This is a genomic window from Limosilactobacillus sp. DJ3M12 (assembly GCF_947381695.1).
Lineage (GTDB): Bacteria > Bacillota > Bacilli > Lactobacillales > Lactobacillaceae > Limosilactobacillus > Limosilactobacillus kinnaridis.
In genome coordinates, this window is the sequence record NZ_CANCWY010000005.1 from 45,900 (window position 1) to 68,676 (window position 22,777).

The following is a 22,777-nucleotide window of genomic DNA, read 5'->3' on the forward strand; positions in this document are numbered from 1 at the left end:
CCTAGCTAATGGCAATAGTTCCATTAGCAACAAGCCAAATTGCAATGATACTTAGGATTAAAATCAGCGCCATTGTCCACTTTTCAGCAGTTGTAACTTTACGATCATTTTCTTTACATGCTAAGTAGTAAATGTAGAATCCAGGAATAAAACTAATTGAAACTAATAATACTTCTTGCCATCCAGCAAGGAACATACATGCGAACATAAATGCAGCCGAGAGCAAACCAATTGTAAATTGTCCCCATTCTTGGTGTGCAGAACTGTATTTCATTTGGTAAAGTCCAACAAATAAGTATGAGAATAAAATTGCTGCACTACATAAGGAATATGCGAATTCATAGGCTTTATCAGTGAAAAGCAACGAGAACAAGAAGATTGTTTGCAATACCGCTGTAATCATCAAGGAAGCAGTTGGTGCCTTTTTAGCATTAACCTTTCCCCAAAGCTTTGGCATTGCTTTATCATCGGCAACTAACATCGTTGTTTCGGCTGGAAGCATTGTCCAAGAAAGCCAAGAAACAATTGTTGAGATGATTAAACCAACATTGATTAAAATCGAGCCCCAACTACCAACAGTTGCTTGAAGAACATGACCAATAGCTGGTTGACCCATTCCAGCTAATTCTGCCCGATTTAATGCACCATAAGGCAAAATCGAAATCAATACATAAATAACTACTAAAAGGCCAAAACTAATAAGAGAAGCTTCACGAGCGGCTGTAAGTGACTTAGCACGACTTGCCATAACAGAGGCACCTTCAACACCGATAAATACCCAAATTAATGTCATTAGGGTACCTTTCATTTGTTCCCAAACAGAACCAGTTGTGGTACCGCGAGAAGCATTATTAGCAACCCGTCCCCAGAAATCTGCTGTAAACATCCCAGCTTTGAAGCAAACAACCATCATTATAATAAAGATAACCAATGGTAAGACCTTGCAGATTGTCCCAATCATGTTAACAAAGGATGCACTTTCAACACCATTGTTAACTAAGATTGTCAATAGCCAACAGAAGATGATGGCAATAATAATTGATGGTAAGTTTTGACCACCTTTAAATGTTGGAAAGAACGTTCCAATCGAGCTCATTAACATAGTGGCAAAAGCAATGTTTCCCAGCCATGCGGATAACCAGTAAGACCATCCAGAAATAAATTCACCTAATGGTCCAAAGCCGGCACCAGCGTATGAGAAAATCCCTGAAGTAAGATCTGGTCGCTTTTCGGATAAATTATTTAGCGAGAGAACCAGCATTAAAAAGCCAATTCCAACAAAGATCCAGGCCAATAATGCAGGTCCTGGCGCTGCCGCTGCCGCTACATCACTAGTGATACCAAATATTCCGGTACCGATACATGAACTTACAATTAAGGCGATTAATTCGCCTCTACCAATACCTTTCTTTTGTTCATCCATAAATATCCCTCCTATGCAGTTTATGAATGCATATGTTGAATGATTAAGTCATAGACCATTTTAGCATCATCATTATCTTTACTGATGATAATCAAGGTGTCGTTTCCAGCAAGTGTGCCCACAACTTCCGGAATATCAAGTTCATCAAACATTCCAGCCAAAATCGTCGCATAGCTAGAATTTAGTGCGGTTTTGATTACGTTCATAAATTGAACAGTTTCAATTGTCCGCACATTATCATGAATCCCTTGATATAAGCGCTCAAAATTATGTTCGGGTGTCACATGAAGTTGAACATAATGGGTATGACCATCGCCATCATTTGCTTTAACAATATTCAACGCATGAATATCTCTTGAAATTGTTGCTTGTGTTGTTTCGAAACCTGCCTCAGTTAACAGCTTAAGCAATTCTTCTTGTGTCTCAATTTTACGATCATTAACCACTTGTTCAATATATTTTCTTCTTGCCTTTCGATCCATTCGTGTTCCCTTCTTATCATGTTAATTACACTAAAATGATACAAGAAAAAGCAGCAAAATTATACCCTTTCTAGATTACTCAGATAAATTTGCTGCTTTTATTATCTTATTTATTTCTTGAGATCTTCACGAACAATTGGACATGACATGCACCGTGGACCACCACGACCCCGTGATAATTCGCTTGAACGAACCTCGTGAACGAGAATACCATGCTTACGCAGCAAATCGTTTGAGACATAGTTCCGATCATAAGTTACAACTACACCAGGGGCAATTGCTAGTGTGTTAGAACCATCATTCCACTGTTCACGTGGGGCAATAATTGGGTCACCGCCACCAGTAGGAATCAAATCAATTTCCGGCTTATCAAGTGCCTTCTTCAAAATTTCTTTAAGATTTGTTTCATGAGTAATTGAAATTTCACCATTATTACCTGGGTGCATAATGTATGCATCAACATGTCCGCCATCATGTAAGATTGCTGGATGAACTGTAAATTGATCATAGTTAATCATTGTAAACACAGTATCAAGGTGCATCATTGCGTGATTGTGAGGAATATGGATAGCAATTACTGTATCATAATCAGACTTTTCGAAGAGACTTTCAGCTAATTCTGTAATAGCCTTTGCAGATGTTCGTTGAGAAATACCAATTGCTAATACATGATCGCTGAGAACTAATTCATCTCCACCTTCAATCCGGCCTTCAGGATAACGGTTTCGCCATACTTCAACACCTTTGTCAGCAAAACGCTTATTGTGCTTAATGATGTACTCAGTAAAGAGAGATTCGCGTTGGCGTGCCTTAAAGGTCATATGATTAATGGTAATTCCATCCCCGATACATGCCTGTTGGTCACGAGTAAAGTATGCATTTGGCATTGGATCCATATAGAATGGGTAATCCTTATCTTCTGCTAATTCTGTAAGAGAAGCATACTTAGTTTTAATCTCATCTTTACGTACACCAGCAATAATCTTGTTAACCATGTCCTTAGTACTGAAACTAAGTAAGAATTCCTTTAAGCCGTCATGGATTGCTCCAGCAGCATAACCGGATTCAGCAATGATCTTTTCAAGGAATTCTTCTTTGATATTATCATCTGCTAGTGCGTCTGTTAATAAATCTTCAAGATACAATACCTCAGCGCCATTATCGCGTAACGTTTGGGCGAAAAGGTCATGTTCTTCTTGAGCGATCGGTAAGTATGGAATGTCATCTACGAGCATCCGGTGAAGAATTTCAGGATAAACATTTTCGATTTCCTTACCTGGTCGATGCAACATAACTGTCTTAAGCTTTCCAATTTCTGATGTAACGTGAATTGGACTTTGCATACAATATCACTCCTTTTTGAAGTATCACTTGACTACAACTACATCATATTAGTTTATGTAAACGTTGTCAAATGCCGTCAAATCAATATTTAGTGAATCATATAAAAAGAAGTTATTAATATAAATTATCGACAGTTTTTATACATTTCTTACCCCTAAAGCGCATATTCTGTGAAAGCGGTTATTCAATTGACTGCATATAAATTTCACAAAGTTTTTTCTTTTTCTTTTAAATAAATTGCAAAAAGTTGGTCACGAGCATCTAAATATTCTTGATTTTTAGCACTGGGATGGACGCGATTTGTCAATACAATAAAGCCTTGGTCAGTTTGACGATCTAATACCATCCAAGTTCCCGTAAATCCAGTGTGACTAATCAAAAGGTGGTGGTCTTTAGCGTGAAACAGTTTCCATCCAAGAGAGCGACTATGTGGACCAGGAATTCGTGTTTGATCTGTAAAAAGAAGATCAGTTGTTTCAGAAGTAAGAAGACCTTTTAAATTATTTTCAATAAGTGCGTGACTAAAGACCTCTAAATCTTTCAACGATGCAAAGAGGCCAGCACATCCACAACTTTCTCCCAAAATATACCCTTTAGGATCGTGAGTTTCTCCTCTAATTAAGCCCCGTTTTTCTTGTACTTCTGTTGGTACACAGTTAGCTGGTTGAGGCCTAAATGTCGCAGTTGGCATATTTAATGGTTTAAGGACCTGTTCTGTAATAACCTTTTGAACTGGTTGATTATAAATTCGTTCAATAATCCATCCTAAATACAAATAGTTTACATCCGCATATTTGATTTGGCGGTTCAAGCTATCCTCCACATGCATTTTCGTCAAAAAAGCATTCTTTAGTTCGGAGGCAGTCAACTCATTACGATGGGGAATATAACCAGTAATCCCAGAAGTATGGGTAAGAAGATTGCGAATAGTTGGTCGGTCATCATTAAATTCTGGTAAGAACTTCTTTACCGGATCATCTAAAGACAATGTTCCTTTCTGAATAAGCTGGGCAATAACCGGAACTGTTCCTATCACTTTCGTTAGTGAAGCAATATCATAGAGCATGCCTGGTTTTAATATTTCAGTCTCGGGATAAATTTGGGCCATCCCTGTTACTTCCTTAATCGTATGTTGATGATCAAAAATCAAATAGCTAACTCCTGGAACAACTCCCTCTTTAACCATTTGGTGTAATTTAGTAATTGTTAAATCGTATTTATTCATCGTTTTAATTCACTTCCTCAATAAGGTTTATTTTAACGTAAATCAGACAAAGGAAAAATATCCAGAAATTTATTAAACAAAATCAGTCAATTGTGACAAATAAGTCAAAAATGTTACAAAATCATTTCAAAAGGCGGTATAATATAGGTGTAATGATGTTATAAAAATAAGAGAGATTGAGGGGGTCATTAAAATGATGAAGATGACAAATAAAGTTTTAGCAAGTTCATTAGTAATTTTAGCAGCCCTTGGACTAGCTGGGTGTACCAATAGCGCAGCAGCTCCAACAAAGACATCTACTTCTGCGACAAAAGTAAGTCAACAAACAAGTAAAAAGGCGGCCTCCTCCACTAGTAGCGAAAAGGCAAAGGAGCAAACCTCTGCACCTACTAGTGTACAGTCCACTTCTTCAACAAATACAAGCTCAACAAGCGCAAACTCAAAGGTAGCTAACAGTTCAGAAAAATCAACTAATCAAACGGCAAAAGCTCCTAGTTCATCCATAACTAGTAGTTCTAGCAGCCAATCAGCAACTACCAATTCCACTTCCTCAGCACAAAACGATCAACAAGTCCTAACGAGTTTTGTCAAGACAAGTGGTGTTCAACAAGATGGCAATCATTATTACATGACTAAGAATAATCAAAATAATAATTATCAAATTGAAGTTCGCAATAACCAAGGCGGCGATCCAAATATAGCTCACCTTACTGGTATCTATCAATATGACCCCGCTACAAATCAAATCCATGAAATGAACCCAATCACCGGCAATTATGATAATTAATATTTTTAACTCAAAAAGGAGTACAGAGGGAATTTACCATTAGCGGTTTATTCCTCCTGTACTCCTTTATTAATTCATTTATTTAAAATAGCCTTTAAATGCAGCAAAGATTCCCTTTTTATTTCCAGTTTTATCATCATCGTTCGACTTAATTTGTTCGATTGTTGATTCTGCCTCACTATTACCATGAGGGGTTACTGCTACTAATTTCTTTAAAGTAATAGTATAGGTCTGTTCCCCGGCCGTAAAATGATGATCAGCAGGGAAACTATTTTCATCAAGCACATATCCCTCATCTTCAAATGACTTAATTTGCGGAGTTGGATCGTAGTTAAATTCTTCACCGGTTACCCCAGTAAGTTCCTCGGATGTTAATTTTGCACCAGTTTGGTCAATAAATTTAACCAAAATTTTAGCTGGTTGTGGAGTGTAACTGATCTTTTCATTTCGATCGCTCGCATTGTCATCAACCTGTTCAGCTAGAATAGCAGATGCATCATACCCCGCGATTGGTGCTGGAATATATTTAGGGATCACTCCTTTGCTCCACTCTTACCAAATGTCACTACCAAGCACTTCATCATGAACGCCAAAACGAGTAGCAATTGCTTCCTGAGTTACAACTTGTTGTGTTTTATCAGGCATTGTAATCTGAATCGTTCGCGTTACGTGATGTTCCTTCTTTAGGGGAGTAGTTTGGTGAGTGAGGTAAACATAATATTGTTGTTCCAGACTACCAGCAAAGCACTTCCCCTTTAATGCCCCTTTATCAGCCTTAAACAATTCATACCCGTCATCTTCAAAATTCCATAGTTCATTACTATATGTTTGTCCTTCTGTAACATTTAATCTTTGGGTCCGATTATCAATAATCCGCCCAGAAGAAGGCTTGATAATTGGTAATCGATTATCAGGGACATCAACATAAAAGACGGTAATTTGTTGTGTCTGTAAATCTTGTTTACTAATAATAACCTTATATTCTTTTTCTTGATCACTGTCTTCGGCTATTAAGCGAGCATTTTGTGGCAATTCATTATTAACAATCACGTAACCTTCATCAGCAAGACGGTCAGTTTCAACTGTTGGCATATGACTGATCAAGTCGTCAGCAAGTCCAGAAACTATTTGCTCATCAATTACATCCCCAGCTTCATCAACATATTTAATCTTGACACTAACTTGCTTTGGATGGTAGATAATATTAATATTGCTATCTTTTGACGTTAATGAAATTAGTTCAGCATCAACGTTTTTACCCGTATATCCAGGAACATGGGGGTGCGGTAACTGCGGGGAGAGTAGCTTTACTCCAATCACTCTATGTTTTTTCATTAGTCGTTTTATCAGTAATTCCAAAACGCTGAATTTTTCCAGTTTGCTTAATGATCTGCTTGGATCCATCTGGCATATTAAAAGTAATTGTTCGTGTTACTTGATGATCTTCATTGATTTTTTCAATTTTATGAATAAGATAAACATAATAATCTTTAGCTGGTCGTCCACCGACATAGGTCCCTAATTTAGCACCTTGGTCATATTCATAAATCTCAAAGCCGTTTTCTTCACCCCAGAGTTCATTATGATAATCTTCATCACCTTGGCCAGTAAAAGTTTGGGTTTGATTTTCGAGAATCTTTTCGTCACTTGGTTGTAAATCATCTTTGGTTTTATCAGGGATATTAACCAAGTCAACATAGTAAACATTAATTGTCTGTTTATTTTCAACCATCCTTACCTTTGCCAGTGAAGTGATTAACATATCATTGTCCTCACTCCCGTTAAGGAAATAACCAATAATGACATTATAATCACCAGGGGTTGCATCGACTAATTCAGAATCATCCACAATAAATGTTTGCTCAGGACTAACCGGAAGTTCCTCATTAGTTGCGGAGAGACCACAAACTTTTTCAATCCCGCCAAATGAATTCCAATCATCTTTTGCCTCTGCCTTAAGCGTAAATGATTTAGTAATAAGAAGTTGGTGAATGACAACATAAGGAATGAAGTCAAAACTTTCAAAATCAAGATAAGTAGGTTGAACCATAAAGGCAGAGGCCTCCATTAACTTTCTCCCTGTCTTATCAACATTGACTGAAAATCCCTTTTCTTGAATCGCACCTTGAATAGCGGCCAGCTTAAAGAAGTATTGACCGCCTTGCCACATTACATTATCTCCATCAGTCTCAAATGAAATTTCATCGTTAAAGTTACTGATCGCATATGGTACTTCACCCAAAGTTGGCATCATTGCTTGAACATCTTCTGGAAATACCTCATCACCATCTTCAGTTCGGCTGAATGCCATGAATGGGATATTTTAATAGGCATCATGGGCAAAAAACAGGCGTACTTAAGCGGAAGTTTAATTGTGACGTTGTATGCTTATTAACTGTTAAATCATAAAAGGCATATTCATTTAAATTAAATTGCTCTTGAGTATTAATATTTTCTAGATTTGTAATCTTAAAAGGAAATTCAACACGGTAAGAACTGTTTGGCAATAAGGAACCAAATACCATAACCGCTGTTACCTTTTCCCAGCTAAAATCATCACGCTGCTTAAGAGTATCAATCGTTGAATACTCTCCTTCGTGTCCTTGGCAACTATAGGTAATATCAAATCCAGGAATTACATTTCCCTTTTCATCCTTATATTCAAGACCGTCAAATTCATTAATCCGCGCCCCATCAAGTACAATTTGTACCGTTCCTTGTTTCCCTTCAAATGTAGGCAGCGTATAGACAACTTCAACTGATTTGGTAGTTTCTGTATTATTTTTCAAATGACCATATCCACTAAAATCAGTAGCTGCGCGATAATTAACTAATGATGCCGTTTCACTCATTGAATTACGACTAACAAGCGAACGATCTTTATCCTGACTTTCACTATTAGTTGCCTGTAAGTAAGTCCCATGCATTAAGCCACCTAAATCATCAATTAGTTGATATTCACCTAATGCTGGATTATTTTTTATTACCGGTTCTTGGCCGTTCAATTTTTGTTGTTGAGCCGCAAAATTTGGCACCGCTTTAAGCATTTTTTCCAATAATGGCGTTCTATTGAGTGAAGCAACGCTTGAAGCAGATTTCTCCCCTAATTTCACTTGTCCGCTAACAGTTTCAACCGGGGCAAGCTCAACACCAAGTACCTCATTTTTTTGATCTCATCTGTATCAAGCATCTTTTTTCTCCCCCTTAAATACTTTTATAATTCGATAACTATTATTTAATATCGAGTATAATATACTTCATTCTTATTTCAATACTGATAAATTGTTTAGGAATATACCTCTCAGTATTTTTTGCTTTTCGTTCTTGATATATCAACGATTTTACGTTATTAGTGATAATAAAAAAGAACAAAAGAATAATTTTTCATATAAAAAAATCATCTTTTGTTCCTTTGAAAGCAGTTTATTCTTTTATCATTAGATATTTGATTACGAATAAAAATTATTATTGTGGGCCATCGCTAACATAGCCATTGTTTTCTTGACTATAGGCAGGAGTACTTGGTTCTTGCGCAGGAGCAGTCGGGGTACTGCTACCAGAGGTCCTATTTCCACCGCCATTGCCACTATATCGTGGACGAGAAGTATTGTAGCTTCTTGAAGTTCCTCCGTTATTCGATGAAGCTGCTGTCGTGCTGCTTGAACTTTCACTATTACTTTGCGCGGTGGAAGCAGTCGAGCTTGAAGACGAGGAAACTGTGCTACTTACTGAGGAAGCAACTGAAGAAGAGCTAGAACTTACTGAACTACTACTTGATGAACTTTCTTGGGCATTATCATTTTCCTTAACCTTTAACTGCTTGGTTACCTTTTGATCACCACGTTCAGCAATAATATCATAGGTACCAGCTACATCAAATGTATAAGTATGGTTAACCAATGATTCGCCCTTACTTGCTTTAAATGTCTTAACTATCTCTTTGCTCTTATGTCCCCGGATTGTCAAAGTAGTTTGTGGAGAAACCTTAAACTTAACTTTTGCTTCTCCATTATCATTTAAAGTAACTTTCCGATCAAACTGAATCGAAACCTTACCCAAATCATCACTGTCGGAAGCAGTATATTCAACATTCTCGGTCTTATCAGTTTGAGCTGGCTTTGCTTCTTGGCGATGTGAATGAATGCTACCAAAAATTATTCCCCCAACACAAATTACTAAGACAGCGACCAGCGTCCAGTTAAAAAAGACACGGCCCCCACTCACGAAATTATTACCGTTGCGGTTCTTCCGTAACTGAGAAAAATATTGAGCAGCTAAAATAATAATCGCAATAACTGCTAATACTATCATTAAATTCATTACTCGCATAATTAACTCACCAAATCCATCCTATTCTTTTTCTATTTACACAAATCCATCATAGCATCAATTAAACCTTTTCTTAACGCTTTTACTAAATTTGTAATATAAATAAAAAAGTCTGTTACCAAATGAGTAACAGACTCAATCATATTCACCCGCACGGGGATCGAACCCGTAACTCCGCCTTGAGAGGGCGACGTCTTAACCAATTTGACCAGCGGGCAATAACGTACAAATAGAAGTATACGTTAATTTCAATTTTTCGTCAACTTAAAATCAAATTAATTTAATATTCATTTTCAGTGTCAAGCAAAATCGATTCTGCTAATAGAATTTCATTGTAAAACTCAAAAAGATAGTCGCGACGATTTTCCTTTTGAGATACCATATCAAGATATTGTCTTTCAGCCCGGAATGCCCATAATAATGCTCGTTGTTCCAGTTCCTTTTCCTGCTCATTGAACTCTGGATAGCGACTTGCTTTAGCCCATTGGTGCCAAAAGTCTGCGAATGAATTAGCACTCTTTTGACCCCGTGAATCATAAACGACACTTTCTCGAATGTTTTCTGGAAGGTATATCTTTTCCAAGGCCCTCAAGCCTTCTTTAACCATTTCTTGCCGTAAACGCTGAATCTGTTTTCCCGTCTCCTTACTTGACATATCATGATCAAGAATAAAGCGAAATACGATTCGATTGAAGGCACCACCATACTCAAAATAATAACAAGCATTTCTGCTAACATAATCATGTCAAATTGTGCTGAGCTAACATTGTCAATAATCATATATACTAAGGCTAGTGTTACTGCTCCATGGACTCCCCCCAGAGCAAAAATTATACTTTCCTTATTACCCATCTTTGATAATAGTCCATAGAAATAACGAACAAGGAGATTAGTAAGATAGAGTAAAATTCCAATCACAATCCATTGTGAATTTGTATTCCCAATAATTAAGTCATCACGAATGATTCTGACAACCAATACTCCCAAAATAACGAAGACGGTATTATTTAAGAGCTCCCGAATCAATTTTAAAAGTACTAGCCCATTATGAAATTGGCGGGGTGTTATAAAACGACTTCGGACACTTTCGCTATTCTGCATTAAACCAGCGCAAACTACGGCAATAATCGCAGATACTTCTAATTCTTCAGCTATAAAGTAAATAAAGAATGGCGTACTAACAAATAATAATATTTGCGCATTATAAGCATCATGGTTAATTCGCCCTAAAAATTGACGAAAACTGATCATTACAAGGGCTGCCAAAATGCCAATAATTATCCCGCCACCAGCTGAACGCAAAAAGTCAAAAAATGTTTGTTGATAGTTGAACTGACCGTTTTTCACCCACAGTGCCATTGCAGCTACTAAGATAATCCCAGAAGCATCATTAAATAATGACTCCATTTTTAAAAGATTTTCTTATCTTTCAGGAACAATTAAACCTTCTGAAACTGATTCAGTTGCAGTAGCATCGGTCGGAGTACTTAAGGCACCCATCAGAAATGCTAGTGCCAGTGGAATTTCTAAAAGCGATACAGTAAAACCTGCAAATATTGTTCCTACAATCACTAAGAGGACAGCCGTTTCAAAGATTTGTCGCAACCTTTTTCCAATTAAATTTATTCTCGTTGATTGCCCCTTAAAATAAATCAATGGAGCTACTATATACATGAATACTTCTGTGTGGAAAGGAGCAACACGACTATTAAAAAAGGGAACTAAGCCAATAATTAAGCCGACGAAAATACTAATATAATTAATTGAAAAGTGCGGAAAAAAGCTGGAAATAATACTACTTAAAACTGCCGCTACCGTTAAAACAATCGTTGAAACAAGCACTACAAAACTCTCCCTTTATAACAAATAAGCTGTGACATCTTTTGTCGCAGCTTACATTGCGTTATTCAAATGATAATTCTAATAAATATACTTTCTCTTCTGGAATATGACAGGTGGTCGCCCAAACATCATGGTAATTTTTCTTCGTTCCATTGGTCATCGAAAAATAGCTATCAAGAAGGTCACCATTCTTTGCCACAAAATCATTTGACAAACGATTGACCATGAAACGATCAACGGGAAAATAAAATGAAGCATCCGCTATCTTTAAGGAATCATCAAAAAGAACCATAACCGTATTAGTATAACGTGGTCTAATGCTTTTAATTAACTCTGGATGATGCTTTAGTTTTGTTAAAACATAATAAATTGAATCAGAATTACTAGCCATATTCGTCCCCTCACTTGACTGTAATTATAACAAATAACTTCCTTATCAACAAAAGACCTGCTAGATTAGCTAGCAGGTCTTTTGTTAGAAGTTGGGCATACTGGTCTCGAACCAGTAAATTATGGATTCAGAGTCCACTGCCTTACCAGTTTGGCGAATGCCCAATAAATTAAACTTACAACGATATATACTATACATGGAAGTAGCTTAATAGTCAACTCTTTTTTTATCATTTCTCTTCAGCACGTAATCGTTGGTGTTGACGGGTGCAACGCCATTTTGTAATTAAATCGATAATGGGATGTTTTTTAGAATTACACCAGTAATCAATATCGGCCCAAATTTGCTTTTGCGTCCATTTGTCATAATCATGATGTAAGAAATTATAGTTTTTTAAGGCCGATTGCTTTTTCCAAATGGTTGCCATTATAAATTGACTTCGTGTCCGTTGCACATTTTTTTTAACCTGTGACGGATCAACTGCTTCCACCCCTATTACTTTTGCCGTTCCAATTGGCGGAATAGGCTGACCACTTGGCAAATACGGCGCTAAAGGAACATTGATCAATGCATCAAGAATAACCCCTTGCCAATCTTCTCGTGTCTCATAACGATGCATTAACCCCGGCTCAACATCATTAGCAATTAAATAATCGCACGTTTTTCCCCAGCTTAATCGAGTATGAACTAAAAATGCAGCTGCCATTTTAAATACTCCTCCATCATTTTTATTAATATTTTACCGCAAAATCCTTTTACTTTGTGCAGAATATAACAAAAAGAAGCTAAGAATTATATTTCTTAACTCCTTATAATCTTAGTTTAAGCCTGAACAACATGGTCTCCCGCAATCTTAGTTTTATTTAACAGCAGAGAAGAACTAACAACAGAAACAGAACTAAAGGCCATTGCTAGGCCGGCAAGCTCCGGACTAAGCGTAAAGCCCACAAATGCAAATAGCCCTGCAGCGATTGGAATGCCAATGACATTGTAAATGAGCGCCCAGAAGAGATTTAATTTAATCCGGTTAAAGGTCTTCTTAGAAGTATCAAGTGCCCGGACAACTCCTCGCAAATCGTTTTGAACGAGAACGATTCCACCAGAGTCAATTGCGATATCAGTTCCAGATCCCATTGCAATTCCAACATCAGCTGTCGACAAAGCAGGGGCATCATTAATTCCATCACCAACAAAAGCAACTTTTTTACCCTTGTCCTGAAGTTCCTTAATTTGTTGAGCTTTGTCATTCGGCATTACTTCAGCAATTACCCTATCGATACCAACTTCATCAGCTATTGCTTGAGCTACCCGTTTATTATCACCAGTTAACATCACAGTCATTAATCCACGTGCTTTTAGCTCCGCAATTGCATCTTTTGAACTCGACTTCGGAACATCTTGAATGGCAACTAAGCCGATTATTTCCCCATCAAGACCAACATAAACAACTGTTTTAGCTTCGTTCTGTAATTTTTCTGCACGTGATGCCATTTCCCGGGAAATATTTACATCAACCAAAAGCCGATTGCTACCAACAAATGCTACTTGCCCATTATAATCTGCACGCACACCTTTACCTTCAATTGCTTCAAATTTATCTACCTTTACTGGTGAGATCTCTTTATTTTTTGCCTTTTGAAGAATTGCAGATGCCAACGGGTGCTCAGACGATTCCTCAAGACTAGCAGCGATTGTTAATACTTTTTTAGCATCGCCAACAATATCAGTTACAACTGGTTTGCCGACCGTAATTGTCCCTGTTTTATCAAACACAACAGTATCAATATTACTTACTTCTTGAAGAACTTCACCATTCTTAATAAGGACACCCATCTTAGCACTTCTTGCAGTACCAACCATTAATGCTGTTGGAGTTGCTAAACCTAATGCGCACGGACAGGCAATGACAATTACTGAAACAGCAAATAATAATGCTTGAACAAATGTTGCGCCAACAAAGGAATACCAAATCATAAATGTCAAAATAGCAATAATCATTACTGCTGGGACAAACACATTTGAAATCTTATCTGTTAAGTTCTGGATAGGAGCATGACTGGTTTGCGCTTTTTTTACTAGGTCAACAATTTGGGCAAGCATTGTATCCGCTCCAACCTTTGTGGCTTTAAAAGTAATCGTCCCATTATTATTAATTGTTGAACCAACAACAGTATCGCCAACTTTTTTCATTACCGGCATACTTTCACCAGTAACCATCGACTCATCCAGAGAAGTTACCCCTTCCAGAATTGTTCCGTCTACGGGTACTTTTTCACCTGGCTTGACCCGAATAAGGTCGCCAACTTGAACTTGATCGAGTGGTACTTTGACAAATTTACCATCTTTTAAGACTTCAGCATCGTTTGCTTGAAGGCCCATCAACTTACCAAGAGCATTGGAAGCATTGTTATGCATTTTTTCTTCCATCGCATCCCCCAGTAAAACAAAGACAGTAACAAAAGCAGCACTTTCAAAATAAACTGCCCTATCAGTTATCATTGCAAAAATACTATAAAAATAAGTGACAGCTGTTCCTGTGGCAACTAGGGTATTCATATTTGCACTATGTTTCTTAAATGCAGCGATCGCACTTTTCCAATATGGAAATGCTGAAATTGCCATAATAATAGTAGTAGTAATTAATGCTATCCAATTATAGGCAGGCATCATCCAGTGAAAAGGCATCGCAAGCATTTGTATTAACATTGGAATTGATAATACAAATGAAATCCAAAATCGCTGAATGTTTGTGAGCTTCATTACTTTACAATAACCTTTCCATGAAACATATCCATTCCGCAAGCATAGTTATAAGTTCCTGGCTTGTCAGTTGGAATATCAACAGTAACTTCTTTTTTACCGTCTAACTTCTCATCAATCCCAAGTTCCTTAAAGACGACTTCGTTCATACATCCCATATTATCAGACGGGATAAACTTTAATTGAGCTGGTTTGCCCTGCTTGAAAATAACCGTTTCTGGCTTGTAACCATGGTTTTCTGCATTAACAACAACTTTTTTAGTTTGATTTTTTGAAAAAATACTCATTATTTAACAATCACCTTTCCATGAAACATATCCATTCCACAAGCAAAATTAAAAGTCTGGGCTTTATCTGTTGGAATATTAATCGTCGTAATCTTTTGCTTTGTTAAGTCCTTATTAACTCCTAGCTGTTCAAATACTACATGTGATAAACAAGCCGTCGAGTCATGCATATCAAAGTTAACTTGAGCCGGAATTCCCTTTTTCAAGGTAACGGTTGATGGAGAATAACCACCATTAACGACAATCGTTGCAGTTTGTTCATCATTAACAATAGTTGATTTTCCCGCCGACTCTGTATGCTTTCCGAAGAACCACCAAACAATAAATGCAATCAAAAGTAGGGCAATAATTATAACGGCAATTCTCAATATTTCCACCTTCTTTTAGTTTACAATTGTAATTATATTATAGGTACAGCATACTATCAAAGTTTACAGTTGTCAACAATAAAGAAAAAATATTAAATAATGGACGTTTTACTCTTTTTTAATTAGAATTTAAATACTAGGGGGGTGTGACCGATTAAGAAGTCCAATTTCTTATTAACCTTATTTTATTTATTACTCTTTGGCGGAATTATTTGGTTTTATCAAAATAATTCTACCTTTCAAGAACAATTTAATATTGGCATTCATAATGCTCAGGTGCTTACTCAATCGTGGCTACACCGAATAACCGGCAAAGAAGTTGCAACCCCAACTAAACAAAACGCTGACCAACAAACTGGGGCACAAGATACACCCGCTGATGCACGCTGGGAACAAAACTCTGCAACGATCTATGTTAATATCAGTAATCCAGTATTAAAGAATGCAACAGAAACCGCAATTGCCCAATGGAATAACACGAAGTCATTCACATTTAAAATCGTTAATGATAAGAATGCAAATATTAGTGTTTCCGCTGTTAATGATCCAAATAATGGGGCAGCGGGGCTTACCAATACAAGCATGAATTCCGCAACTGGATATTATCTGCACGCAACAGTAGAGCTAAATTCTTACTACCTATTAAATCCTGCCTTTGGCTACTCACAAGAACGAATCGTAAATACTGCTGAGCATGAATTAGGGCATGCAATTGGTCTACAGCACACGAACAAGATTTCTGTGATGCAGCCAGCTGGATCATATTATCCCATTCAATCACGAGACATAGAGGCTGTGAAGGCTTTATATTCACGAACTCCACAACCAATCATCGCCGAAAACAATTCCAACAGATAGTCATAATTAAAAGGTCGAGCTCACTCTTCACAGAATTGGTATGGTAAAATAAAATAGCAAATCTAATTGGAAAGAGTATTTTTATGTCAAATAAAAAAGTTTTAGGTACAGCGATGATTATTACTGCCTGTACCTTTTGGGGTATTTCAGGGCTTTTTGCGAAGGCCCTTTTTAATGTTAGTAGTTCAATTACATCAATGTGGTTAACGCAGGTTCGAATGGTTTCAGCTGGAATTATTTTAGTCTTATTAAGCCAAATTCGTGGGGAGCATCCCTTTCAAATTTTTAAGGATCTTCACTCTGCATGGATTATCTTTGCATATGGTGTTTTTGGGTTAGTCCCGGTTCAATATGCTTATTTTATGGCTGTCCAATATGGGAATGCTTCGATAGCAACCATCCTTCAATTTATCGGGCCCTTTTTTATCATTGCTTATCAAGCTGTGTTTCGACACCTGCCACCGCGACGAATTGAAATTATTAGTGCAATTATCGCCTTTTTAGGTGTTTTTATTATCGCAACTCATGGCCAATTTAACCATTTAGCAATGACGCTTAGTGTTTTAATATGGGGATTAATTTCTGCAATTGGTGTTGCAACAAACACCTTAATTCCACAAAACATGCTTCGCAAAGGTCGAGTTCCCTCATTAATTATTACGGGGTGGGGGCTATTATTTGCCGGATTAACCTTAGTACTTATTCACCCTAGTCAACCACATATTCCTAACGTTCCTTCAGTTTGGTTATATGTGTTAGGCATTCTAGTAATTGGGACCTTAATTCCCTTTCAGTTAGCTAATAATTCATTAAAATATATCGATGCAACTACATTTAGTTTAATGGATGCATTTGAACCTTTATCAGCAACAATTGGTTCAGTCCTGATTTTTCATTTACAAATGACGGGAGCAGATATTCTTGGTTCGATTTTAGTTATCGTTGCAGTACTTGCGATTAACATTCGCATTCCACAGAAAAAATTAAAGAGTAGCTAAAAAAAGAAGGTGGCCAGGATTTTATTTTCCTAACCATCTTCTTTTTAGTTATCACGAATAACTGTCCCGACTTTACCGGTAAGAGCATCATCAAGACCATCTAATGAAGTAATTAATGCTTCTCGTTCTGGATGACCTTCAACAAATGAAAGACATGCTTCAATCTTAGGTAGCATACTACCAGCAGCAAACTGTCCTTCCTTCATGTATTTCTGAGCTTCTGCAACGTTTAACGTCTTAAGAGCTTTTTCATCCGGCTTTCCATAGTTAACATAAACATGATCAACGGCAGTTAAAATAATTAACTTATCAGCATTGATCTTGTCAGCTAGCAAGGCACTTGAACGGTCTTTATCAATAACCGCTGGAACTCCTTCAAGTCCTTTATCAGTGATGATTACAGGTACACCACCACCACCACCGGCAATAACAAGCTTGTCAGCGTCAATCAATGTTTTGATGCTATCAAGTTCCATAATCTTCATCGGTAGTGGAGAGGGAACAACTTGACGGTATCCACGGCCCGCATCTTCTTTAAAAGTGTAGCCCTTTTCTTTGGCAATTTCATCAGCTTGTTTTTTAGTGTAGAAGTCGCCAACCGGCTTTGATGGATTTTCAAAAGCAGGATCATTAGGGTCAACTGCAATTTGCGTTACAATCGTTGCCACACTCTTATTCATCCAACGACGGTGTAATTCATTTTCTAAACTTTGTTGCAAATGGTAGCCAATATAACCTTGACTCATTGCGCCACATTCTGGGAAAGGAAAAGCAGCAGTTTTACCGTGTTCAGCAGCAAAATTCATCCCTAAATTAATGGCACCCACTTGTGGACCATTACCGTGGCTAATAACTACTTGATTCCCTGCAGCAATGAGCCCAATTAATGAGGAAGCAGTATTCTTTACTAACTTTAATTGTTCTTCAGGTGATTTGCCTAATGCATTTCCCCCTAAAGCAACGACTACTTTAGCCATGGCAAATGCCTCCTAATTAGTTTTGTTCACCCAAAGTTGCAACCATTACAGCCTTGATAGTGTGCATCCGGTTTTCGGCTTCACGGAAGACAACTGAATGTTCACTTTCGAATACTTCGTCAGTAACTTCCATTTCCTTTAAGCCAAACTTCTTTTCAATTTCCTTACCAACTTCAGTGTCGAGGTTGTGGAATGCAGGAAGACAGTGTTCAAAGAGAACATTAGGGTTTTCAGTAGCCTTCATAACATCCATTGTTACTTGGTAAGGCTTAAGAAGGTTGATCCGCTTTTCCCACATATCATCAGATTCACCCATTGATACCCAAACATCAGCATAGATTACGTCCATACCTTTGACACCTTCTTTGATGTCATTAGTAACAACAATCTTAGCACCAGTCTTGGCAGCAATTTCATTAGCCTTATCTAGAGTTTCCTTAGTTGGTTCCAATTCCTTAGGAGTAACAACGTGGTATTCCATCCCCATTACAGCGGCACCAAGCATCAATGCATTTGAAACATTGTCTTGACCGTCACCTACAAAGGCAAACTTGATGTCCTTGTAAGGCTTCTTCAATACTTCGTGAGCGGTTAAGAAGTCAGCAAGTACTTGTGTTGGGTGGTCTTCGTCAGTTAAACCATTCCAAACTGGTACACCAGAGTACTTAGCTAAAATTTCAACATTGCGTTGTGAGAATCCACGGTATTCGATACCATCAAACATTCCACCAAGAACTCGTGCAGTATCCTTAACAGATTCCTTGTGACCGATGTGCGAACCTGATGGGCCAAGGTAAGTTACATGAGCACCTTCATCCTTAGCACCAACTTCAAAAGAACAACGAGTACGAGTAGAACTCTTTTCAAAAATTAAAGCAATGTTCTTACCTTCAAGATTCTTGCCTTCATAACCAGCATATTTTGCCTTCTTTAAATCTTCAGCAAGATCAAGCATGTATTCCATTTCCCGAGTGTTAAAATCTGCAAGAGTTAAGAAACTACGATTACGTAAATTAAAAGCCATTTTTATTTCCTCCTAAGGTTTTAATACAAGTACTATAATAGGCTAAAGTTTCATAATACTTCAAAAAGACTCCATAAATAACAGAAAAAATTCAGCGTTTTTTTGCAGCAATCTCTTTATTCACAAGGATGTAAGCGGAAACAGATACACATTTGTAAAACAGCAACTCTATTGTCTATTATCTTCACAAAGAGTAAAATTAAATAGTGTTTCAAAATACTTCAAACAACATCAAGAAATCGGTGAAAATACATGAATTTTTATATTTTAGATAATGATAGTAAAATTATTCATTTATTATCCAATATTATTGAAAATGATTTCAACAATACTGTCGTCGGAACAACTTCTAACCCGCAACAGGCCTATGACGATGCAATGCGCCTAGGAATTGATATCATGTTTATCGATTATGCAATGCCAGCAATGGATGGAGTTCAACTTATTCAAAAAATTCAGGACAGTCATCATTATCCACACTTCATTATGACTGCTCAAGCAATTCTGCCTTCTGTTAAAACAAGTGCATATCAACATGGAATTGATTTTTTTATTGAAAAACCACTAAACATTGCAGAAGTTAAGTCAGTGATTAAACTAGCAGCGCAAAATATTAATATGTCTAACCGCCTCCTTCAAGTTTTGGACCTTGTAAGCGGTGCTGCAACGAATAATAATACAGTTACGATCAGTGGGAAAAATAAGAAAAAAGAAAACGCTCAGTCCATCTTACGTTTTCTCGGTATTACAGCTGGAAATGGCGCTCCTGCAATTAACAAACTTATTAATACGATGATTGAACGGGAAATTAGTTTTGATGAGGTTAACTTTGAAGAATTTTTCCAATGTGATGAGCATGGCAAAAAGATAATTTTCCAACGAATTCGACGCGATATAAAAACTGGTCTTAATAATCTCGCACATATGTGTATGGATTATCCAGAAAACGACATTATTTTGGAATATGCGAATAACTTATATGAATATAAAAATGTCCACAATGAAATTTCATTTCTCAAAGGAGAGCGTACTAATGGTGGGCAAGTGTCACTAAAACACTTCTTTAATGGATTGATTCAAGAAATAAATTAACAATAAAATAGCGGAGAAAATGACCTTAAGACGGTTGTTTTCTCCGTTATTTACATTATCTAAGTTCTTTTAAAATTAATTGATCAATTACAATCGTTGTTTCATAAAGCCAATCTCGCGGATCTTGTTCGCTGTAGCCAGGATGAGGCTGATGGAGATCATAGCCATAGCTTTGTTGCGCAACAATCTTGCCATCACGGTCCATCGCTGAAACCTTGACTGCACTTGTGCCTAGGTTAACCCCAATTACATATTCGTTCATTATAATTTTATTCCCTTCTTAACCAATTTTATTTTCAATTATCTTACCATTCTTCTCTTCACAATTTACAATCATCGATTATAACTTAAATTATGTTATACTAACAATAATATTAATAATAAGAAGGGATAACCATTATGACTGCATATAAAAATTGTACCCCTAACGAACTTGACTACACAGTTGTGAAGGGCGGGAAAACAACAATTAGTGTTAATGGTAAGGATATTGTTCTCACTTTTGAAGATATTCCCGCCCCCCTAAATACATGGATATTAAAATATTTTCTGTTCCTAAACATGTAATGGCTTCAATCATAATTAATGCCTATCTTAAAAATGATACCGATAATTTAGATATAAATAAAAAGGTTAAAGAGAAATTAGCAAACTGTATTAATACAGCTGCAAGAAATCGTTTTGGTCTTATTTAACTTATTTAATAGAAAAGAGAGGCTGGGAAAATAATCCAACCTCTTTACTATTTTAAAGTGTAAACTGCCAAAACGCAGTAGATGGATGGATTATGAACGTTGATAAATCAGCGTCCATAATACCCCAATAGGCTAGCTTCGCGTCGTAGTCATTCTTGCAGGGGTGGGACTAAAAACTCGAAGCAAGTTTATAGTCCCACTCCTTTTATTAAATTATTTTAAATGTAGGAGCTTAAATTCTAAATAACACCACAAGATAATTAGTAAAATACTATAGGCAGCAGAAAGCCATACTACATATTTTAAGAACGCTAAGATATGAAAAACAGTTAATATTTGCAGACAAATTGTTAAAACAATCCACACTACTAAATGATCTTTTACCCGATCCCGATGTTCAATTAATTCTTCTTTTTTCACAAAAATACTCCAGATAAAAGGAGAGAATAGCTATGTCGTAACAGCTATTCCCTTCTTAAATTATATCTAATTTATCCTAATCGTTTTTATCCATCTTAGCTCGTAATTCTTTGCCGATCTCTTCATATCCTGGCTTCCCAAGCAATCCGAACATGTTAGACTTATAAGCTTCAACACCCGGTTGGTTAAATGGATTAATACCGTTTAAGTAACCTGAAATTCCCATCGCAACCTCAAAGAAGTAAATAAGGTAACCTAAAGTATATTCGTCTTCTTGTGGGATATGAACAGTCATCACTGGTACTCCACCATCAGTATGAGCAGCAACCACCGCTTCATAAGCCTTGGTGTTAACGTAATCCATTGTCTTACCTTCCAAGTAGCCTAAACCATCAAGATTATCTGGTTCTGTTGGAATTTCCATGTCATAATTTGGCTTATCGAGCTTAACAACGGTTTCCATTAAGAAACGGCGACCTTCTTGGATGTATTGACCAAGTGAGTGAAGGTCGGTTGTGAAGTTAGCTGAAGAAGGATAAATTCCCTTTTGATCTTTTCCTTCTGATTCCCCAGCTAATTGTTTCCACCATTCCGCAAACATCCGCATGTTAGGCTCGTAGTTTTCGAGTAATTCTGTTTCATAGCCCTTACGATAAAGAATGTTCCGGTAAGCAGCGTATTGGTAGGCTTCGTTCTTGGTTAGATCAGGATCAACATAATCCTTTTCCGCTTGTGCAGCCCCTTCCATCAACTTATCAATGTCCGCACCAGAAGCAGCGATTGGCAAAAGACCTACCGCAGAAAGAACTGAGTAACGTCCTCCAACCCCATCAGGAATAACAAAGGTTTCATAGCCATGAGCATCTGCTTCAGTCTTTAAGGCACCCTTAGCCTTATCAGTAGTAGCATAAATCCGCTTATTAGCTTCATTTTCACCATACTTCTTAATTAAAAGGTCCTTAAAGATTCGGAAGGCAATTGATGGTTCAGTGGTTGTTCCTGACTTTGAAACAACATTGATGGAAAAGTCTTTATCACCAATTAATTGGATTAAGTCGTGAACATAGGTTGAACTCAAGGAGTTACCAGCAAAGACTACCAATGGAGCTTTCCGGTCTTTTGCCTTTTGAGCTTGGTAGAAGGTATTATGTAAGAAGTCGATTGCCATTTGAGCCCCAAGGTAAGAACCACCAATTCCAATAACAACTAAGACGTCTGAATCACGTTGAATCTTGTCAGCGGCCTTCTTTATACGGGCAAATTCTTCTTTGTCATATTCGGTTGGTAAATGGAGCCAATCACGGAAGTCGGCGCCAGCACCAGTTCCATTCCGTAATTCATCATTAGCGGCGTTAACCATTGCTTGCATTTCGCCAAGTTCGTTTTCATAAACAAATTGCTTTAATGCGCTACTGTCAAATTTAATGTGTGTCATTCCAATAGCTTCTTTCTATTTTTATTTTTTAGACATTTAA

The 22,777-nt window shown here is 37.1% G+C and carries 24 protein-coding genes, 2 tRNA genes and 2 pseudogenes; 5 read left to right on the plus strand and 23 right to left on the minus strand.

Going from position 1 to position 22,777, the window contains the following annotated elements:
- Position 1 precedes the first annotated feature (1 nt).
- The 4 genes from QOS06_RS04630 to QOS06_RS04645 all read right to left on the minus strand — a co-directional run bounded on the left by QOS06_RS04630 (position 2) and on the right by QOS06_RS04645 (position 4,474).
- On the minus strand, positions 2 to 1,423 hold the full coding sequence (locus tag QOS06_RS04630; protein ID WP_228340517.1) for a basic amino acid/polyamine antiporter: 1,422 nt from the start codon (positions 1,421 to 1,423) through the stop codon (positions 2 to 4).
- A 20-nt stretch (positions 1,424 to 1,443) separates the two neighbouring features.
- Complete coding sequence (locus tag QOS06_RS04635) at positions 1,444 to 1,905, minus strand: arginine repressor (protein WP_003666533.1); 462 nt, start codon at positions 1,903 to 1,905, stop codon at positions 1,444 to 1,446.
- 110 nt (positions 1,906 to 2,015) lie between these two features.
- Complete coding sequence (arcA, locus tag QOS06_RS04640; protein WP_078009134.1) at positions 2,016 to 3,248, minus strand: arginine deiminase; 1,233 nt, start codon at positions 3,246 to 3,248, stop codon at positions 2,016 to 2,018.
- Positions 3,249 to 3,454: 206 nt separating this feature from the next.
- Positions 3,455 to 4,474 carry a serine hydrolase domain-containing protein gene (locus QOS06_RS04645; protein WP_078009133.1) on the minus strand — a complete coding sequence of 340 codons (1,020 nt, stop codon included), beginning with the start codon at positions 4,472 to 4,474 and terminating at the stop codon, positions 3,455 to 3,457.
- A gap of 193 nt (positions 4,475 to 4,667) precedes the next feature.
- On the opposite strand from QOS06_RS04645, the gene QOS06_RS04650 reads away from it, so the two are divergent.
- Entirely contained in the window at positions 4,668 to 5,261 is a 594-nt protein-coding gene (locus QOS06_RS04650) for a hypothetical protein (RefSeq protein ID WP_078009132.1), read from the plus strand.
- A 78-nt stretch (positions 5,262 to 5,339) separates the two neighbouring features.
- On the opposite strand, the gene QOS06_RS04655 is transcribed toward QOS06_RS04650, so the two are convergent.
- The 14 genes and pseudogenes from QOS06_RS04655 to QOS06_RS04720 form a co-directional block, all read right to left on the minus strand.
- Positions 5,340 to 5,798 carry a mucin-binding protein gene (locus tag QOS06_RS04655; RefSeq protein ID WP_225358416.1) on the minus strand — a complete coding sequence of 153 codons (459 nt, stop codon included), beginning with the start codon at positions 5,796 to 5,798 and terminating at the stop codon, positions 5,340 to 5,342.
- Positions 5,799 to 5,813: 15 nt separating this feature from the next.
- A complete protein-coding gene (locus QOS06_RS04660) occupies positions 5,814 to 6,596 on the minus strand; it encodes a MucBP domain-containing protein (RefSeq protein WP_283595571.1) in 783 nt (260 codons plus the stop codon).
- Positions 6,583 to 7,572 (minus strand): hypothetical protein, encoded by a 990-nt coding sequence (locus QOS06_RS04665; RefSeq protein WP_152704032.1) that lies wholly within the window; start codon positions 7,570 to 7,572, stop codon positions 6,583 to 6,585. Before QOS06_RS04665 ends, QOS06_RS04660 begins: the two co-directional genes overlap by 14 nt.
- A 22-nt stretch (positions 7,573 to 7,594) precedes the next feature.
- Positions 7,595 to 8,317 (minus strand): hypothetical protein, encoded by a 723-nt coding sequence (locus tag QOS06_RS04670; RefSeq protein ID WP_283595572.1) that lies wholly within the window; start codon positions 8,315 to 8,317, stop codon positions 7,595 to 7,597.
- Positions 8,318 to 8,726: 409 nt separating this feature from the next.
- Positions 8,727 to 9,590: a hypothetical protein gene (locus QOS06_RS04675; protein ID WP_085680305.1), complete on the minus strand. Its 864-nt coding sequence runs from the start codon at positions 9,588 to 9,590 to the stop codon at positions 8,727 to 8,729.
- Between the two features lie 145 nt (positions 9,591 to 9,735).
- Positions 9,736 to 9,808: transfer RNA gene (locus QOS06_RS04680), tRNA-Glu, on the minus strand.
- Positions 9,809 to 9,870: 62 nt separating this feature from the next.
- On the minus strand, positions 9,871 to 10,173 hold the full coding sequence (locus QOS06_RS04685; RefSeq protein ID WP_225364326.1) for a hypothetical protein: 303 nt from the start codon (positions 10,171 to 10,173) through the stop codon (positions 9,871 to 9,873).
- 5 nt (positions 10,174 to 10,178) lie between these two features.
- A pseudogene (locus QOS06_RS04690) lies at positions 10,179 to 11,432 on the minus strand (cation:proton antiporter).
- A gap of 61 nt (positions 11,433 to 11,493) precedes the next feature.
- Positions 11,494 to 11,823, minus strand: coding sequence for a hypothetical protein (locus tag QOS06_RS04695; protein WP_003670393.1), 330 nt, complete (start codon positions 11,821 to 11,823; stop codon positions 11,494 to 11,496).
- Between the two features lie 91 nt (positions 11,824 to 11,914).
- Positions 11,915 to 11,987 (minus strand) — tRNA-Gln (locus QOS06_RS04700).
- A gap of 65 nt (positions 11,988 to 12,052) precedes the next feature.
- The gene (locus tag QOS06_RS04705) at positions 12,053 to 12,529 is read right to left on the minus strand and encodes a DUF7679 family protein (protein WP_003670394.1); all 477 of its coding nucleotides are present in this window, start codon (positions 12,527 to 12,529) and stop codon (positions 12,053 to 12,055) included.
- Positions 12,530 to 12,645: 116 nt separating this feature from the next.
- Positions 12,646 to 14,583 (minus strand): copper-translocating P-type ATPase, encoded by a 1,938-nt coding sequence (locus QOS06_RS04710; protein ID WP_003670395.1) that lies wholly within the window; start codon positions 14,581 to 14,583, stop codon positions 12,646 to 12,648.
- Positions 14,583 to 14,870 carry a cupredoxin domain-containing protein gene (locus QOS06_RS04715; protein WP_085680303.1) on the minus strand — a complete coding sequence of 96 codons (288 nt, stop codon included), beginning with the start codon at positions 14,868 to 14,870 and terminating at the stop codon, positions 14,583 to 14,585. Before QOS06_RS04715 ends, QOS06_RS04710 begins: the two co-directional genes overlap by 1 nt.
- Positions 14,870 to 15,247, minus strand: coding sequence for a cupredoxin domain-containing protein (locus QOS06_RS04720; protein ID WP_003670396.1), 378 nt, complete (start codon positions 15,245 to 15,247; stop codon positions 14,870 to 14,872). The genes QOS06_RS04715 and QOS06_RS04720 overlap by 1 nt, the downstream gene beginning before the upstream one ends.
- 267 nt (positions 15,248 to 15,514) lie before the next feature.
- On the opposite strand from QOS06_RS04720, the gene QOS06_RS04725 reads away from it, so the two are divergent.
- Both QOS06_RS04725 and QOS06_RS04730 read left to right on the plus strand, forming a co-directional pair.
- On the plus strand, positions 15,515 to 16,096 hold the full coding sequence (locus QOS06_RS04725) for a matrixin family metalloprotease (RefSeq protein ID WP_085680301.1): 582 nt from the start codon (positions 15,515 to 15,517) through the stop codon (positions 16,094 to 16,096).
- 83 nt (positions 16,097 to 16,179) lie between these two features.
- A complete protein-coding gene (locus QOS06_RS04730) occupies positions 16,180 to 17,094 on the plus strand; it encodes a DMT family transporter (protein ID WP_085680299.1) in 915 nt (304 codons plus the stop codon).
- 44 nt (positions 17,095 to 17,138) lie between these two features.
- Here the strand turns inward: QOS06_RS04730 and arcC are convergent, their stop codons facing one another.
- Both arcC and argF read right to left on the minus strand, forming a co-directional pair.
- Entirely contained in the window at positions 17,139 to 18,071 is a 933-nt protein-coding gene (gene arcC, locus QOS06_RS04735) for a carbamate kinase (protein ID WP_085680297.1), read from the minus strand.
- 16 nt (positions 18,072 to 18,087) lie between these two features.
- A complete protein-coding gene (argF, locus tag QOS06_RS04740) occupies positions 18,088 to 19,095 on the minus strand; it encodes an ornithine carbamoyltransferase (RefSeq protein ID WP_003670402.1) in 1,008 nt (335 codons plus the stop codon).
- 252 nt (positions 19,096 to 19,347) lie between these two features.
- Between argF and QOS06_RS04745 the strand changes: the two genes are divergently transcribed.
- Positions 19,348 to 20,187 carry a DNA-binding domain-containing protein gene (locus QOS06_RS04745; RefSeq protein WP_019251320.1) on the plus strand — a complete coding sequence of 280 codons (840 nt, stop codon included), beginning with the start codon at positions 19,348 to 19,350 and terminating at the stop codon, positions 20,185 to 20,187.
- A gap of 64 nt (positions 20,188 to 20,251) precedes the next feature.
- Here the strand turns inward: QOS06_RS04745 and QOS06_RS04750 are convergent.
- Positions 20,252 to 20,449: pseudogene (locus tag QOS06_RS04750) on the minus strand (FGGY family carbohydrate kinase); the annotation flags it as partial.
- Positions 20,450 to 20,586: 137 nt separating this feature from the next.
- Between QOS06_RS04750 and QOS06_RS04755 the strand changes: the two are divergent.
- Positions 20,587 to 20,754, plus strand: coding sequence for a hypothetical protein (locus QOS06_RS04755; protein WP_224758129.1), 168 nt, complete (start codon positions 20,587 to 20,589; stop codon positions 20,752 to 20,754).
- Positions 20,755 to 21,095: 341 nt separating this feature from the next.
- Here QOS06_RS04755 and QOS06_RS04760 read toward each other — a convergent pair whose 3' ends face one another.
- Both QOS06_RS04760 and QOS06_RS04765 read right to left on the minus strand, forming a co-directional pair.
- Complete coding sequence (locus QOS06_RS04760; RefSeq protein WP_035151787.1) at positions 21,096 to 21,302, minus strand: hypothetical protein; 207 nt, start codon at positions 21,300 to 21,302, stop codon at positions 21,096 to 21,098.
- A 76-nt stretch (positions 21,303 to 21,378) separates the two neighbouring features.
- Positions 21,379 to 22,737, minus strand: coding sequence for a glucose-6-phosphate isomerase (locus tag QOS06_RS04765; protein WP_003670407.1), 1,359 nt, complete (start codon positions 22,735 to 22,737; stop codon positions 21,379 to 21,381).
- Positions 22,738 to 22,777: the final 40 nt, after the last annotated feature.